At 35.7% G+C, this 16,734-nt stretch carries 17 protein-coding genes and 1 pseudogene; 12 read left to right on the forward strand and 6 right to left on the reverse strand.

The window, feature by feature from the left end:
• Nucleotides 1-461 precede the first annotated feature (461 nt).
• Nucleotides 462-696 (reverse strand): annotated as a pseudogene (locus tag EA412_09355) (putative addiction module antidote protein).
• Nucleotides 697-1,096: 400 nt separating this feature from the next.
• Here EA412_09355 and EA412_09360 point away from each other — a divergent pair.
• Nucleotides 1,097-1,972: an SDR family oxidoreductase gene (locus tag EA412_09360; GenBank protein TVR78010.1), complete on the forward strand. Its 876-nt coding sequence runs from the start codon at nt 1,097-1,099 to the stop codon at nt 1,970-1,972.
• Here EA412_09360 and EA412_09365 read toward each other — a convergent pair.
• Complete coding sequence (locus EA412_09365) at nt 1,969-2,190, reverse strand: kazal domain protein (protein TVR78011.1); 222 nt, start codon at nt 2,188-2,190, stop codon at nt 1,969-1,971. The two genes, EA412_09360 and EA412_09365, sit on opposite strands and share 4 nt — an antisense overlap.
• A 130-nt stretch (nt 2,191-2,320) precedes the next feature.
• Between EA412_09365 and EA412_09370 the strand changes: the two genes are divergently transcribed.
• The 11 genes from EA412_09370 (at nt 2,321) to EA412_09420 (ending at nt 13,879) form a co-directional block, all read left to right on the forward strand.
• Complete coding sequence (locus EA412_09370; protein ID TVR78012.1) at nt 2,321-4,741, forward strand: phenylalanine--tRNA ligase subunit beta; 2,421 nt, start codon at nt 2,321-2,323, stop codon at nt 4,739-4,741.
• Between the two features lie 96 nt (nt 4,742-4,837).
• Nucleotides 4,838-5,137 (forward strand): hypothetical protein, encoded by a 300-nt coding sequence (locus EA412_09375; GenBank protein TVR78013.1) that lies wholly within the window; start codon nt 4,838-4,840, stop codon nt 5,135-5,137.
• Between the two features lie 6 nt (nt 5,138-5,143).
• The gene (locus EA412_09380) at nt 5,144-5,437 is read left to right on the forward strand and encodes a cell division protein ZapA (protein ID TVR78014.1); all 294 of its coding nucleotides are present in this window, start codon (nt 5,144-5,146) and stop codon (nt 5,435-5,437) included.
• Between the two features lie 77 nt (nt 5,438-5,514).
• Nucleotides 5,515-6,318: an alpha/beta hydrolase gene (locus tag EA412_09385; protein TVR78015.1), complete on the forward strand. Its 804-nt coding sequence runs from the start codon at nt 5,515-5,517 to the stop codon at nt 6,316-6,318.
• 131 nt (nt 6,319-6,449) lie between these two features.
• Entirely contained in the window at nt 6,450-7,028 is a 579-nt protein-coding gene (locus EA412_09390) for a sigma-70 family RNA polymerase sigma factor (GenBank protein ID TVR78016.1), read from the forward strand.
• A 281-nt stretch (nt 7,029-7,309) separates the two neighbouring features.
• Nucleotides 7,310-7,555 (forward strand): hypothetical protein, encoded by a 246-nt coding sequence (locus tag EA412_09395; GenBank protein TVR78017.1) that lies wholly within the window; start codon nt 7,310-7,312, stop codon nt 7,553-7,555.
• A gap of 352 nt (nt 7,556-7,907) precedes the next feature.
• A complete protein-coding gene (gene nth / locus EA412_09400) occupies nt 7,908-8,570 on the forward strand; it encodes an endonuclease III (protein ID TVR78018.1) in 663 nt (220 codons plus the stop codon).
• A 68-nt stretch (nt 8,571-8,638) separates the two neighbouring features.
• Complete coding sequence (recA, locus tag EA412_09405; GenBank protein TVR78019.1) at nt 8,639-9,700, forward strand: recombinase RecA; 1,062 nt, start codon at nt 8,639-8,641, stop codon at nt 9,698-9,700.
• A 376-nt stretch (nt 9,701-10,076) separates the two neighbouring features.
• Nucleotides 10,077-10,880 carry a helix-turn-helix domain-containing protein gene (locus EA412_09410; GenBank protein ID TVR78020.1) on the forward strand — a complete coding sequence of 268 codons (804 nt, stop codon included), beginning with the start codon at nt 10,077-10,079 and terminating at the stop codon, nt 10,878-10,880.
• Nucleotides 10,880-11,125 carry a membrane protein insertion efficiency factor YidD gene (gene yidD, locus EA412_09415; protein ID TVR78021.1) on the forward strand — a complete coding sequence of 82 codons (246 nt, stop codon included), beginning with the start codon at nt 10,880-10,882 and terminating at the stop codon, nt 11,123-11,125. Before EA412_09410 ends, yidD begins: the two co-directional genes overlap by 1 nt.
• A gap of 135 nt (nt 11,126-11,260) precedes the next feature.
• Nucleotides 11,261-13,879, forward strand: a complete 2,619-nt coding sequence (locus EA412_09420; GenBank protein ID TVR78022.1) for a hypothetical protein — start codon at nt 11,261-11,263, stop codon at nt 13,877-13,879.
• Nucleotides 13,880-13,885: 6 nt separating this feature from the next.
• On the opposite strand, the gene EA412_09425 is transcribed toward EA412_09420, so the two are convergent.
• The 4 genes from EA412_09425 to EA412_09440 all read right to left on the reverse strand — a co-directional run bounded on the left by EA412_09425 (nt 13,886) and on the right by EA412_09440 (nt 16,699).
• Nucleotides 13,886-14,551 carry a phosphatidylserine decarboxylase family protein gene (locus EA412_09425; GenBank protein TVR78057.1) on the reverse strand — a complete coding sequence of 222 codons (666 nt, stop codon included), beginning with the start codon at nt 14,549-14,551 and terminating at the stop codon, nt 13,886-13,888.
• Between the two features lie 81 nt (nt 14,552-14,632).
• A complete protein-coding gene (locus tag EA412_09430; GenBank protein ID TVR78023.1) occupies nt 14,633-15,466 on the reverse strand; it encodes a phosphatidate cytidylyltransferase in 834 nt (277 codons plus the stop codon).
• 38 nt (nt 15,467-15,504) lie between these two features.
• Entirely contained in the window at nt 15,505-15,711 is a 207-nt protein-coding gene (locus tag EA412_09435; GenBank protein TVR78024.1) for a hypothetical protein, read from the reverse strand.
• 43 nt (nt 15,712-15,754) lie between these two features.
• On the reverse strand, nt 15,755-16,699 hold the full coding sequence (locus EA412_09440) for a CPBP family intramembrane metalloprotease (GenBank protein TVR78025.1): 945 nt from the start codon (nt 16,697-16,699) through the stop codon (nt 15,755-15,757).
• Nucleotides 16,700-16,734: the final 35 nt, after the last annotated feature.

A 16,734-nucleotide genomic window follows, 5' to 3' on the forward strand; every position in this document is an offset into this window, starting at 1 on the left:
ATAATTTTTGTATTTAATAATTCAGTTGATTTTAGGCTTTGATAAATACTTTGCTTTTAGTAAATAAAGATTATTTTTTTCGACAACAAATATATCACAAAAATTCACATAATCAATGTTATTCAATATATGTATTTTGTTTTTTTGGTGGTTTTTATGTTGGAGGGGGAGTGAGTATACTTGAAAGCACATTAGTGCCTCTAAAGACAAGTTGTTGAAAAGCTTAAGTAAGACAGTTTTTATGAACAATTAACTAACCTTTTAAAAGAGGTATAAAAAACCCATTGGTGATGGCTCAAGGTAATTTAAATGATGGAGTGATTAATTTTTATGGATATAATGCGCCTAAAGGAACTTTTCGGCAATTTAAATAGACTTATAGTAATCAAATAAGTAATTTGCCAAAATAAGATAAAGACGCGATTAATCGCGTCTCTACCGTCTTTTGATGATGTTATCTTTTACGTAGATTTTGGGTTCACTTGAATCTTACCGCCAATTTTTTTAAATCTTCATTATTGTGGCAAATTATGGTTTTGACACGTCAGATAAGGCTTTGTATAAAATTGGCCTGCCTAAACCGGCTTCTTCTGAAATTTTTGTCATTCCGATAGCTTTTGCAATTTTTCCAATTGCATTAATAACATAGGAACTATCTCATTCTTCTAACACAGTATTAAGATTCTCGGCAATCATTTCTTGCTTTTCTAAATAATCTGCTATTTAGGAACCTGACCACTGCTTAGTAGAAAAAGCAATGAAAAATCAGTGAGTACCGGGTTGTAAATTCACGAAGGATGCCCTTAAAATCCGGCAGCCCCCGCGTGAGTGATAGAAGCGGAAAGCCCACAACGACGGAGGCGTGAGGACTTGGAGCGAATAGCACGACCCGCAGGGGCACGCCCAAAAACCTATACTTTAAGCATGCAAAATCAGCTACACTAATCCCGGCATTTTTTGTAAATAGCACCAAAAAGAACTATTTTTAAGCCCGATAAAAAAAATTGGTTTGCATAAAAACCGGAATTCAAAATTCATGTTGTTGTTTATGTAAATACTTTAGGGATGCTTCCCGCTCACTTTTAAAAAATAAACTATGTACACAAAACCCATGTTACGCGATGATGCAATGAGAGGCGAAACAATAATTGTTACAGGCGGAGGAACAGGCCTGGGAAAATCTATGAGTAAATATTTTTTGGAGTTAGGTGCCAATGTTGTGATTACAAGCCGCAAAAAAGAGGTTTTAGATAAAAGTGCAGAGGAACTTTCAAAAGCTACCGGAGGCGAAGTATTGCCCGTAGTTTGTGACGTGAGAGATTATGCACAGGTAGAAAATGTATTGGAAAAAACGGTTGAAAAATTTGGCTCTGTGCAGGGGCTTGTGAATAATGCTGCCGGGAATTTTATCAGTCCAACGGAAAGGCTTTCACCTAAAGCGTTCGATGTGATAGTGGATATTGTTTTGAAAGGCTCTTATAATTGCGCTTTGGCTATCGGAAAATACTGGATAAAAAATAAAATCAGAGGTAAAGTGCTGAGTATAGTTACGACTTACGCCTGGACAGGCTCTGCATATGTGGTACCTTCCGCTTGCGGCAAAGCCGGTGTTTTAGCCATGACTCGCTCGCTGGCTGTGGAATGGGCTAAGTATGGTATCCGCTTAAATGCCATAGCTCCCGGTCCTTTCCCGACAGAGGGTGCGTGGTCGCGACTTTTCCCGAAGGAGTTAGAAAAGCTTTTTGATGCAAATACTAAAATCCCTTTAAAAAGATATGGAAACCATCAGGAGCTGGCAAATTTGTCTGCTTATCTTATGTCTGATTTTTCATCTTATATTACCGGCGAGGTCATTACAATTGATGGTGGTGAATGGCTCAAAGGTGCCGGAGAGTTTAATGTTTTGGAGGAAGTTCCCGAAGAAATGTGGGATGAACTGGAAAAAATAGTTAGAAAGGGCAAAAGTAGTTAACAGGGGCCCTGAATCCATAATTGCACACCGTTTCTCTCAGCTTCACAGGCATTTCGGTACTGTATGTCATCGCATCCGCAAACCGGGTCAACGAAGTTTGAACAGGCGCGATGAGGGTCGTATGAGGCCGGGTCTATGCATGGCTTTGATTTTCCACAGGAGCTCAAGGCTAAGAACGCCAGGCTAATAACTAAAAAATACAGTAATTTTATTTTCATACCTATCCCAAACGATTTATAAGCCTCTTTATTGAAATTATCAGAAAATAGCTTTTATTTTTACTTTTGCAGATTATTAGCACACAATCAAGGCAAAACACTATCTGTTTTCTAATTTAAAACGAAACTAATGAAATTATCGCTCTTTCTGCTTAAAAATTATATTCAAACCCCTTTAGATGAAAATGAGATTGCCGAAATTCTTACTGATATTGGTCTTGAGGTAGAGGGAGTTGAACGATTCAGCAGTGTAAAAGGAGGATATAAAGGTTTGGTTGTGGGTGAAGTAACGCATACAGAAAAACATCCTAATGCCGATCGCCTGAAAATCACAAAAGTTCAGGTCGGAAATAATGAAGAGCTGCAGATTGTTTGTGGAGCACCTAATGTAGAGAGCGGACAAAAGGTAGTAGTAGCAAAAGTAGGGACAACAATTTATCCTGTAGAAGGAGATTCGTTTGAAATTAAAAAAACAAAAATCAGAGGGGTAGAGTCCTTCGGAATGATTTGTGCCGAAGACGAAATCGGAGCCGGCAGCAGCCATGACGGCATAATGGTTTTGCCCGTACACAGCAATCCCGGAGATGAGATAAAAGATATACTTCCTGTTTTTGAAGATGTGATATTTGAAATAGGACTTACACCCAACAGAACGGATGCCATGTCTCACCACGGAGTAGCCATCGATTTACATGCCGCTCTAAAAGCCAGAAAAAAAGAGTCCAGATTAATTTTAACGGATAGTACTAAACTGACGGATATTTCTGCTGAAAGTCCGGTGAAAATAAAAATTGAAGATGAGCAGGCTTGTCCTGTTTACAGTGGCATTTGCTTTCATAATCTAAAGGTTAAGCCTTCCCCTTCATGGCTTCAGAATCAACTGCTTTCGATTGGTGTGAAACCCATAAACAATGTCGTTGACATAACAAATCTGGTTTTAAAAGAACTGGGACAGCCCCTGCATGCTTTTGATTTAAAAAAAGTAAGTGGAGATTCCATCATAATCCGCAAGGCTAAAAAAGATGAATCCATCATTACGCTTGACAAAAAAGAAAGAAAGCTTCAAACAACGGATTTGGTGATTTGTGATAAAGAAAAACCCCTTTGTATAGCCGGTGTGATGGGAGGCTTAAATTCGGGTATTACTGAAGAAAGCAGCACTCTTTTTTTAGAAAGCGCCTATTTTTCACCGGAAGGTATCCGAAAAACTTCAATACACCACCAATTACGTTCTGACGCAGCAATGAGGTATGAAAAAGGAGCCGATCCATTCATTACCTTAAAAGCTCTTGAAAGAGCTGCTTTTCTGCTGAAAGATTTGGCAAATGCTGAGATTTCCGGTCAAGCCCTGACTGTAAAGCCCGCTCAACCTCCATTTTTCAAAGTTGAACTGAGAATGAAGCAGTTGAATAAAATAGCCGGAATGAATTTCGATAAGGCGGAGGTTAACCGTATTCTTACAGATTTACAAATACTTATAAAAGAAGAACATGCAGATACATTTAAGCTTGAAATCCCACCTGCAAAAACAGATGTGATTCGGGAAATAGATGTGATAGAAGAGATAATCAGAATTTACGGTATAAATGAAATCCCGGTTAATGATGATTTACAAATGAAATTACCCGGAAAACTAACGGATGCTGCCGACGAATTTTATGAAAAAACAGCTCAATACCTATCATCTCATGGTTTTTTTGAAATGAATAATAACTCCATCAGCCGGGGCGAGTATTATCCGGAAGATGACACTTCTGTTGTGCGAATTATTAAAAGTGCCAATGCAGAGTTGAATGTCTTACGAAAAGATCTTTATCACTGTGGCCTGGAAGCTATCCGCTTTAATAAAAATCGAAACTATCCAAACCTAAGACTCTTTGAGGCCGGAAAAATTTATCAAAAGACAAATGACAGCTACGAGGAAAAAGACAAATTCATGATTTGGATGACCGGCAGCATAAATGAAAACAGTTGGAGAGGAAAATCTGCAAAAATGGACTTGTTTATGCTAAAAAGTTTTGCAGAAAATATTCTGAAAATTGCCGGCATAGAAGATACTCTTATCACACAATTTGAAGAAGATAACTATCTGCACTCAGGCATTTCTTATGTAGCGGGAAGCAATACTGTTTTGCAGATTGGTCATGTGAATGAAAATCTCAGTGAAAAATTTGACATCAGTCAGCCGGTAATTATTGCTGAATTTAATTGGCCTATATTGGTTGAACGCTTTAAAAATCAATCAATAATTAATAAAGAAATACCGAAATATCCTTCTGTTAAAAGAGATCTGGCCATTTTAATACCTTCAGCTACTGCCTATATCGATTTAAAAAATGTAATTCTGCAAATAAATAAAAAAATCATTCAGTCAGTAGATATTTTTGATACCTATAAAGGAAAAGGCATTCCGGAGGATAAAAAATCCTATGCTTTTAGAATTAGTTTTCAGCATACCGAAAAAACTTTGACAGACAAGGAAGTTGACAAGGAAATGAAAAAAATCATCTTCCGGCTTGAGAAAGATTTTGGTGCTCAGATACGGGAATAATAAATAGCCTGAAAGCTGAGTTAAGTACTCGTTAATATGTTCTTAATTAATTCGTTATCTTTATTGCTCAAAAACATAAACTAAAGCAGGCATAAAATGCAGGATGTCAGTAATCAAATTAAAGAATTAATCTTTCAATCTTCTAAATTATTGGAAGATTACGATGTTCTTAAAGCAAAATACAATCTGCTGAAAGAAGATTACAACAATTGCAAACAGACAATTTCAGAAAAAGATCAGCATATCCAAAAGATAGAAAAAGAGTTTCATCTGCTTAAGCTTTCAAAAAAAGTTACTTCCGTTGACGACCGGGAAGATGTAGACAAACTAAAAAAACAATTGGATATGTATATCAAAGAATTAGACCGTTGTATTCAATCTATTAATGCCGAATAAAAAATTATGTCAAAAAAGATTAGTATAAATGTAGTCATTGCAGACAGGCCTTACCCAATGCTGATAGACCCTGAGGAAGAAGAGATGGTAAGAAAAGCTGCCAAGCAGATTAATGAAGACATCCGAAATTTCAAAAACAAGTATGAGGCAAAAGATAAGCAGGATTTTTTGGCCATGTGCTCATTAATTTATGCCGTAAAAAATGCACAGTCTGAAAAAAACATTCAGCTGAAAGACCAATCTGTAATGGATGAAATAAACGAGATTTTAAAAAAAATTGAGAATACCGACCGTTTATAAGATTCACTTTCCTTTGATTTCTACCTTTTAAGTTTTCAAAATTTTAACAAAAAGAATGTTTGCATGTTACTTTCTGCATGGCAGCAAAACATTTGTATTACCGAAAAATTGAAAAGTCTCCGGAACTTCCCTGGCTTGTATTTGTACATGGTGCCGGAGGAAGCAATCTGACATGGAAGCGACAGGAAGATTTTTTCAAAAATCACTTTAATCTGTTAATCCCTGATTTAAGAGACCACGGCGATACAGGCAACTTAGACAATCAGGAAAACTATACTTTTAAGCTGATAGCTTCAGATTTGATTAAAGTTTTAGATAAGGAAAAAATCCGGGAAGCCCATTTTGCCGGTGTCTCTATGGGGACTTTAGTTATTCACGCTATTTATAGGTTTTTTCCTGAAAGAATCAGCTCCATGATACTTTACGGGGGCGTGTTTAGAAATGATTTCCGCTTACGTTTTTTTACTGCAACTGCCAAAACCTTAAATTATATTTTGCCATACCACATTATGTACCGATTCTTTGCCCAAATTGTGATGCCCGGGAACAATCATAAAAAAGCAAGAAATATAATGATACAGGAATCTGCTAAATTATCGGCGGAAGCCTATAATAAGTGGGTGGGACTCTATACCGGATTTGGTCAATTTATGAAGCAAATAGTAAACAGCCCTTTTAATATACCTGCTTTAGCTTGTATGGGTTCACAGGATTTTGTGTTTCTTAACGGGGCTAAAAATTTTGCCGAAAGAAATAAATCACTTAATCTGAAAATCATTAAAAACTGTGGCCATGTATGTAATATTGAAAGACCGGGAGAAGTAAACAAGCTGAGCCTCAACTTTTTAAATGAATTAATGTTTGCTAAAAACGCTATTTAGACTTCCTGCTTTTACCAAGTAGAAATAGGCAGAAAAAATTTTTTTCTTCATAAAAAAGATTATTTTTTTATTGTTTAAACAGTTAGGCATTGTTTTTGCAATTATTCGAGTATATAAAAGAGGAGAAAAACATGTTAAAGCAAAAGTTAAGCGACAAAGAGTTAGTAAAACTATATTTGAAAGGGGATGAATATGCTTTGGAATGTCTAATTAACAGACACAGAGACAAAGTCTATACCTCAATCTATATGTTCGTTAAAGACACATATCTTGCCGAAGATATTTTTCAGGAAACATTTATTAAAGTTGTAGACACCCTGCGTTCAGGGAAATACCATGAAGAAGGGAAATTCCTTCCATGGGTGTTGAGAATTGCACACAACTTATGTATAGATTTTTTCCGCAAAACGAAAAGAAGCCCATCCGTAACTAACCCGGAAGGTTTCGATATATTCAATATTTTAGTTTTTGCAGAAGAAAATGCAGAGCAAAAAATAATTAAAAATCAAACCCATAGAAAAGTAAGACAACTTCTTGAAGAGCTCCCTCAAGAGCAAAAAGAAATTGTAATACTCAGACACTATGCAAACCTTAGCTTTAAGGAAATTGCAAACATTACCGGTGTAAGCATCAATACAGCACTTGGTCGTATGCGTTATGCATTGATCAATCTTCGTAAAATAATCGAAGAAAAAGCCATCAGCTTATAAAAGTGTATTCTTTATTGGACTTTTTAGTGTACAAACACTGTTCATTTATTTAGACGTTTAAAAAAATCCATATTTTTTTAACAAAACCAAAAATACTGTATCTTTCTGTCTGACAGATAGTTATGCGTTTTCCTTTCATTTTTGGAAAGTATTTTTTGGAATTGAATAAAATATGTGGCAATTATGTGGCGTTTCCATATCAGCAATTTTTAATTGACTTTTTAAACAAATCAAGCTAAATTGCCGTAAAAAGGAATATTATAACACACACAATCGCTAACATGGACAAAAATTTTACACTTGAAAATCAACTTATTCGTTATATTTACGGAGAAACTGATAATGCCGAAAATGCTGATATTCAATCTTTTTTATCTGAAGATTGGAGTTTAAATGAAACACACCAAGGATTTAAAGATGTGTATACTTTACTGAACAGCATACCATCCAAATCTCCCAGTAGAACTTCTGTAAATATTATTTTGGAATACAGCCGTAAAGTAAGACAACCGGAAACAACCTTTTAGACTCATCCTTTTGTTTTTCTCCCGAGCCTAAAGAAATTTCTATCTCTTTTAATTCCCGGTCTTAATTTTCCTTACTGCCTGACGTATTATTTACAGGCATTCTCTATGCCCTCACTCTTTACTGTCAAGCGTTTTAAATATTTTCCTATTTTTTTTAGCATTTCGCTAAATCTTTGAATTAAATTTCTAACTTTGTTGCAATGCGGTTCGCCCGTAATAACAAAAAGCAAGGCTGTTTCAGCGATTTTTCAAATGAAACTAAAGAAAAGCCTTTTGCTGTTCAAAAGATTCAAAAATTAAAAGGATATCTCAAAACTGTTGGTATCTAAAATTGTTTTCAGGGAAATAAGCTATGTTAAAACCGGAAAGATTTAAACACTTTATAGAATACTTCAGCAAGAATCACCCCGAGGTGGAGACTGAATTAATTTATGAAAATCCTTTTCAACTTTTAATTGCGGTTATTTTATCAGCACAATGCACTGACAAACGTGTGAATATGACCACTCCGGCTTTGTTTGAAAAATACCCGAATCCGGAAGCTATGGCTGAGGCAGAAGTTGAAGAAATCTTCCAATATATTAAAAGTATCAGCTACCCCAATAATAAAAGTAAACACTTACAAGGAACAGCCAGAATGTTGAGAGATCAATATGACAGCCAAGTTCCCGGGGATGTAACTGAACTGCAAAAATTACCCGGTGTTGGACGAAAAACGGCACACGTTATTCTGTCTTGTTTGTTTAATCAACCGACTTTAGCTGTAGACACACATGTGTTCCGGGTTTCGCGAAGAATTGGCCTTACGACAAATGCGAAAACACCGCTTCAAACTGAAAAACAATTGGTAAAGTACCTTCCGGAGGAAATTATTGCAACAGCTCATCACTGGTTAATTTTACATGGCAGATATGTTTGTCTGGCAAGAAACCCCAAGTGTGACAAGTGTGGAATTAGCTGGTTTTGTAAATTTTATGAGAAAAATCAAAAAGAAAAGCTAAAAAAAGTCACATAAGAAAAGAAAACATTGGATTATTATTTTATATTTTAAAAATATTTTTATAACTTGTTAAAAAAAGAAGTATGAGCACTCAAGATGATAAATTAAAAGCCCTTCAACTAACCGTTGATAAATTGGATAAAATTTACGGCAAAGGAACTGTAATGAAAATGGGCGATTCAAAAGTAGTTCCGGCAGAAACTATCTCAACCGGCTCTTTAGGAGTGGACTTAGCACTTGGAATAGGCGGATTTCCAAGAGGACGTGTAGTTGAAATCTACGGTCCGGAATCTTCAGGAAAAACAACCCTTGCCATACATGCAATTGCAGAGGCTCAAAAAAAGGGCGGAATAGCTGCTTTTATAGATGCAGAGCATGCTTTTGATAAAAATTACGCAGAAAACCTGGGTGTTGACATCGAAAACCTTTTAATCAGTCAACCGGATAATGGTGAGCAAGCGCTTGAAGTTGCAGAACACCTTATTCGCTCAGGAGCACTGGACATTGTTGTGATAGATTCAGTTGCCGCCCTTGTGCCTAAAGGAGAACTGGAAGGTGAAATGGGAGACTCTAAAATGGGTTTACAAGCCCGACTGATGTCTCAGGCATTGAGAAAGTTAACCGGCGCAATTAATAAAACCGGCTGTTGCTGCATCTTTATAAATCAGTTGAGAGATAAAATCGGAGTGATGTTCGGAAGCCCTGAAACAACTACCGGTGGAAATGCCCTTAAGTTTTATTCGTCTATTCGGGTAGACATTAGAAGAGCTGCGCAAATTAAAGACAAAGATGAGGTTATGGGTAACCGCGTAAAAGTAAAAATTGTGAAAAATAAAATGGCTCCCCCATTTAGAACTGCTGAATTTGATATAATGTACGGCTTGGGAATTTCCAAAGTTGGAGAAATAGTAGATCTGGGTGTTGAAACTGAAGTACTCCAAAAAAGCGGATCATGGTTTAGCTATGATAATACTAAATTAGGACAGGGCAGAGAAGCGGTTAAACAACTTCTGGAAGATAATATAGAAATGGCTGAAGAAATTGAAAATAAAATAAAAGAAAAACTTCAGATAAAAACTTCCAAAGAAGATAAAAAGAAAGCTGAAAAAGAAGCTAAGGCTGCTGCAAAAGAAGCTAAAGTATGAGTATTTAATAGTGTTGCGCTTTAAACGAACTTTAACCGGAAAGACTTAGACTATATTTTTTCTTAGATGCTAACTTTATTAGGTTTTGGGAATTTTAAAAATTCTTTTGAGGGAAAAAAGTTTCTCAAACCTTTGTTTATTCTTCTTGTGCGCAATCTCTTTTTTTTGATGTAATAATAGCAATTAACCTAAGGGTAGTGCATTAAAAGCATTTGCTAATTCATATAGGCTGTAATATTAACTGTAGTTTAGTTTTTAAAAAAAGACAGTTCCTAGTGATAAATCATTCAAGTTCTGAGTGTAGCAATTAAATATTTTCTCTCTTTTTTGCCAAATTTTTTATATATTTGATACTATTTTTAGTAAACCTGATTTTATGAACATGGTCAATAAAAATATCCGTTTTCTGAGAAATGCTGACGGACTTACTCAAGAAAAGTTTGCGGAAGAGTTCGGTATCAAACGTTCTCTTCTTGGAGCCTATGAAGAAGGTCGTTCAAACCCTAACTACAAGGTGATGATGCTCATTTGTCAGCGGTATAAAATTTCTATGGAATCTTTGCTGAAAGAAGATTTATCTTCCTCTCTAAAGCATAGAATTTCCAAACATTCAGGAAAAAATGGCAACGCCCTGATTGATAACGACAACTTTCGTTTGCTTACAATTACCGTTGACAATGAAGGCAGGGAAAATATAGAATTGGTTTCACAAAAAGCTGCCGCAGGCTACCTGAGTGGTTATGCTGATGAAGAGTTTATTAAAGAATTGCCTAAGTTTCGATTACCTTTTTTGCAAAGCGGAACCTACAGAGCCTTTGAAATCACCGGAGATTCTATGCTGCCCATACAACCCGGAAGTATACTAATTGGCCAATATGTTGAAACAGCTGAAGACCTAAAAGACGGGTCTCCCTATGTGGTCGTTTCAAAAAATGACGGCATAGTTTTTAAAAGAGTAATGAATCAGTTAAAAGATGAAGGCAAGCTGTATCTCCACAGTGATAACAAGGCCTATCCTCCATATGCTATTGGTGGCGAAGACTTGCTTGAAGCCTGGAAAGTAGAACTTTTCATTAGCCGTCCTGATAACAAACCGGGGGTCTCGATGGAGGATATGATGTCAATGGTCATTGAACTTCAACAAGAAGTAATGCGTTTAAAAGGCCATAAAAGTGCCTGATGATAAAATTCATTAAAGAAAAAGTCAAATCCATTTTATCACTAATCCTAATCGGAATTTTTAAATTTTATCAGGGAGCTATTTCCCCTTATTTAGCACCAAGTTGTCGCTACACCCCTACCTGTTCGGAATATGGAGTTCAGGCAGTAAAAAAACACGGTCCTCTAAAAGGTGGTTGGTTAGCAATAAAGCGAATTTTACGTTGTCACCCCTGGGGTGGTCATGGGCACGACCCGGTTCCTTAAAGAACAAAAAAAATAAAAAGTATCTGTAGGAATTCTCAAGCGGCTACAGTTCAAAAGCCTTCGTTGGTATATTTTATCAAAGATTATGTATTTAGTATTTTTAAATTTGCATTTTTGTAGCTTAATAAAAAATGAATGCGTCGAGTAGTAATTATAGCTTTATTAGTTCTGGGAATTTTGACTTTCTTATTTGTCTTAGTTTGGCAAATACGCTCCTTTGTTCAGTCATCTGACCCCTGGAAAGCTATGCCACACGAAACTCCGGTAATCATTCAACTCTATGACAATGAACTGATATTTGGTGAAAGCCATTTCGAATACAGGCAATTAAGTGAACAAATCCCGATTCTTCAAAATTTAATTACTCAAACAACTACTCTCAATGATTATTTCGGCATTACTCCGGATCAAGCAATCATTGGATTAGACAAAATAAGCGTTCATAAAGCAGATTTCTTTTTCCTCTCAGGAAACAAAGACATAAAGCCCGCTATTCAACATGCTGACAGTTTGTTTAAAACGGCTGGCTATTCTGTAAGAAACAGAGTTTTTAGAGATGTTCAGCTTTTTGATGTGGTTATTGAAAGCGAGAACACTTCCTTTACTTATGCTTTTACCGAAGGTATATTTATATTTTCCTTTACTCCTTTTTTAGTTGAATCCTGTATAGTACAATTAAGAACAGATGCTACGGATATTTTAACAACCGGATTTGAAAGGTCTCTGGACCTCAGAGGCAAAAATGCGCCCCTGAGTCTGCATATACAAAGCAACTATATGCATAAATTGTCTTCCATATTTTTTAAATCCGGTAGCACGGGGTTTTTAAATTCTTTTAGCTTCTTAGGTGACTTTCTGACAATTGATGTTCACTTCCAAAAAAATGCTTTGCTGGCAAATGGCTATAGTTACAGCAATCCGGGTTCAGGAAATTTCATCAATGCTTTCAGAGGCGAAGCTGCCGATATGATGAAAATCTTATCTGTAGTACCTGATAATACCGCTTTTTATAAAGCTTTCAGTACTGAAAGCTTTGACACTTACACCGAAAGTCTAAGCTTTAGCGATACGTCTGCTAACTATATGCCCTATTTCACAAACTGGGTTGGCAATGAGTGGTTATTTGGCATTTCTGAGTCTTTACGCTCAGGGCAAGATACTGAAAATAACTTTTTGGTGGTCGCCAGCAGAGATGTAGACCTGAGCTTACAGGCTCTGGAAGAATTACACTTTGTATTAAATGATGACAGAGACAACCTGCTCAGTCTGCATAGAGGAATACCTGTTTATCAACTCGCCGTTTCGTTTTTAAACGATGTTTTCGGTCCTGAAATGCCGCAAATAACAGATCCTTTTTATTTCCAACTGGGCGAACAAATTGTTTTTACCAACTCAGTTTCTCAGGCTCAGTCAATTATTGACAGGTATAATAGCGACAATACGCTGGATAAGAACTTACATTTTTATCAGTTTTCAAGACAAATATCCTCTTACAGCAACGCTACTTTTTACCTGAATTTTGAAAAGTCATTCTCTTTACTTGAAAGTCTGAGCAACAATAACTTTTCAGAATTTTTAAGAGCAAACAGAACTGAACTTTCATCTTTTTCTGATATAAGTGCGCAGTTTAATAGCTTCAGAGATCTGCACTTTTTAAACATTTATATACCTTACGACACATTGCAATCTGCCGTATTCAGCAATAAAGCCTGGCAAACCCGCCTTGATGCAAAACCGGTTTCCACACCCGAAATTGTGATTAATCATAATAACAATGAAAAAGAAATCTTCCTGAGTGATTCAGAACACAATATTTATTTGATAAACAGAGCCGGGGATATTTTATGGAAAAGAAATTTAGGCGAAAGAATAATCGGAGATGTTTATCAAATGGACATTTACAACAATGGAAGACTGCAATATTTATTCACAACTACCACCCGTATTTTTTTAATAGACCGTAACGGAAATAATGTAACAAATTTTCCAATAAGATTACCTAAGCAGGCAACTGCCGGAATAACACTTACCGATTATGAAAATGACAAAAACTATCGATTTTTTGTTCCCTGCCGGGAAGGTAGTATTTACGGATATAGCAGAGATGGCGGCGCTTTACCGGGATGGAGCCCCAATAACATCAATATTAGTGTAAATCAACCCATTATTTATAAACGCTTTAATGGCAGAGACTATCTGATTAGCGCAAACTCTGAAGGAAACATTGCTTTTTTAAATCGCAGAGGTGAGCTAAGAAGACCGGTCATTAGCCTTAACAGCTCTTTCATTTCTCCTTTTGTAGCCATAAAAAAAGACAATCAACTGTCAATGATAAGCTTAGATACGGCTTCAAACCTGATTACGGTTTCTTCTAAAGGACAAACTGACACTTTAAACTTAAGCTCTCAACTAAATGCTAAATCTTTTGCTGTAAACAATTATGAAAACCCGGTAATTGTAATTGCAGACAGCTTTTCTTTTGAAATTCATGATATTGCCGGAGGTGAAGTTATTTCAAGAGAGTTTCAAGAGAGAATTTTGCCCGAATCACTTCGCTTTTATAATAATTACATTCTTTTCAATTCAGCCGATAAGTCAATTATTTATGCTTTTGATTTGAGTGGTCAGTTGCTTAATGATTTTCCTCTTCCCGGATATGGAAATGCTGTAATAGCTAGATTTGCAGAAGGAAGTCCTTATTTTGCAGTTATCCCTGAAGAAAATGGATTTATTTCCACATACAGAATTCGGTAAAGTTGACTAAACTTCTTCTTCAAGTGTGGCTATTATTGTCTGACCACCTTTTACTTTATCGTTTAAGTCAACCTCTATATTTGCATTTAGAGGTAAGAATACATCTACTCTGGAACCAAACTTAATGAATCCAAACTCATCTCCCTGGGTAACTTTATCTTCAACCTTCAGGTAATTAACAATTCTTCTGGCCAAAACACCGGCAATTTGTCTCAGCAATATTTCATTATTGTCATTTTTAATAACCACCGTATTTCTTTCATTTTCTTCTGAAGACTTGGGGTGCCAGGCTACCAAAAACTTTCCGGAATGATACTTTATATAAGGGATCTCTCCGCTAATAGGAACTCTGTTTACATGCACATTAGCCGGCGACATAAAAATAGACACCTGGATGCGCTTATCTTTAAAATACTCGTTTTCCATGACCTCTTCAATAACAACCACAGTTCCATCTGCAGGAGCAATAACTGTTTGTTCATCTACGGTAGTAATTCTGTGGGGGTGACGAAAAAAGTACATCACAAAGCCAAGCGTAAAAACAGACAATGCAATAATGCTCGTCTGCAATTTCTGCTGAATTGGTACAAAAAACTCGATGATGATATTTATCACTAAAAACAATAGTAATAAAAATATTACCAGTTTTTTCCCTTCCTTATGTATTCTTATTAATTTCAAGTGTTCTAAAGTTGATTAAAAAAAAGCTAAACACCATTGCAAAAAAATGCTTTGGCCTGCAAAAATACTATTTCAATTCCATACAAATAACAACAAATAAAAAACAACAAATGGAATTGTAAATAAAAGAGCATCAAAACGATCTAAAAAACCTCCGTGACCCGGCATAAAATTACCGGAATCCTTTATGTTAAAATTTCGTTTCATCAGCGATTCAACTAAATCACCATAAGTGCCAAATATAAATACAATACCTGCTATTCCGAGCCAGTCATTCCAATTTAATATTCCAACTAAAAAGTAAGCTGAAACCGCTACGACTATGCACCCGAACAGTCCCCCCAAACTTCCCTCCCAGGTCTTCTTTGGAGAAATTCTTTTAAATAGCGGGGTTTTACCAAAGCGGCTGCCAACCAAATATGCCATCATGTCATTTACCCAAATCATAACAACCACTCCCATTAATAAACTGCCATCATAAATATTATTTTCATTGCTAATTAAAAATTGACTTAAAATAATAGGTAAAGCAATGTAAATAATACCTAACACATTAAAAGCAACATTTCTCAAAGGAGCTTCAGCATTTGAATATAACTCCAGAATAAAAATAAAAAACAATAGGGCTAATGGGACAGCCATCATTTGTAAGGGCCAGGCTCCGCTATTTACAAGTGTGCTGAAAATAAAACCTACAGAGGCAGTTGTAAATAAAATTGGTTTGTAAAACCTACTTACATTGTTCGGTTTGCGGACATTCTTTAAAATATTGATATATTCATTTATCAAGAGGTTCATAAGTATGAAAAACAAAAAAACATAGGAATAGTAACTCCACAGAATTCCCCCTGCCATTAAAATCACAAACACAACTGCTGAAATCGCTCTTGTCTTAAATCCTTGCATTTGCTAGATCTTTTATACTTTGTGTTAAATTTGTTTTACTATTCAATCTCATTTGTTTTAATCAAGTTTAAGGCTTTTAAAACATGTCCTTCATTTACATAGATTTCAACTTCTCCAAAACCATAAGCTGAATCCTTTTTGTTTATCAAAACTACCTTAATATTGTTTTCCTCAAGCATTCCTTTTATTATTTCTGCTTTGAACTGATTACTGATAGACATTATTTTTATCCAATCTTTATGCATCTGTTTTAGTCAATTTTTATCTTTAGACAAAGTTGAAAATTGTTTAATTATCCGTTTGGTTTAAAATAACCTTTTCTTGTTGTTTTCGTTTAAAAAAATATAAACATAAGAAAACTAACGCTAATGAAACAGCGCTAATGTAAATCGGGAAAATATCTGTCTCTTCCATGTCTGCATCAATTATGCCCGCTTCATGCAAATTAAAAAAAGCAAGCTGAGCTCCGTTATGTACAAAGTGTCCGAATATAGGAAACCATAAAGAGTTAGTGTAATAGAAAACATATCCAAAAAGCATCCCTAAGGCCAGTCTTGGAAAAAACCCGAGAAACTGCATATGCATAAAGCTAAAAATAAATGCCGTGATAAAAATTGCTATAAATGCATGTCCAATCCATTTAGTAAATAAAGGCTGCATAGCCCCACGAAATAAAACTTCTTCAGCCACAGCAGGTACAATTGCAACCATTAATAAGACTACGAAAAAATCAGCTATGCTGTTAATTGTTATAAGCGACTTCAGCATAGCTTCAGTGCCACTTTCCATTTGACGAAGCGTTTCTTCAAGACCGGACAATGAATCAGGCAAACTGATATTTTGATTGAAGTCCAGTAACCAATAAACAAATGGCCAGGAAACGATAACAGTTATAAATGTCAGAAAATACAGACTAATGTCCGTCTTGCCGGAAAGGCTCAGCCCTTTAGTAATACTTTTCCCGTCAAGCATTACAAATATAATGGCCGGCAAAATAAAAATTCCCAGACTTAAAATAATCTGCATCCACCTAAAAACATGAATAACACTTCGGTCCTCAATGTTTTCCCAATCAATATAGCGTAGAGCATCTGTTCCCAGAAATAACGCAATAAGTAAAGACCCGACAACTGAAAAAATAACAAATGCAGAAAGCCATAACGTCAGTAGTATAATTATTTTAAACCAATATGACTTACCCGATAAAAAATCCGAATTGGAACTCATGAACATTAATTTGCGTAAATTTACACACAATTTCAGAATCT

The sequence above is a fragment of the Chitinophagaceae bacterium genome, assembly GCA_007695095.1.
GTDB lineage: Bacteria > Bacteroidota > Bacteroidia > Chitinophagales > REEL01 > REEL01.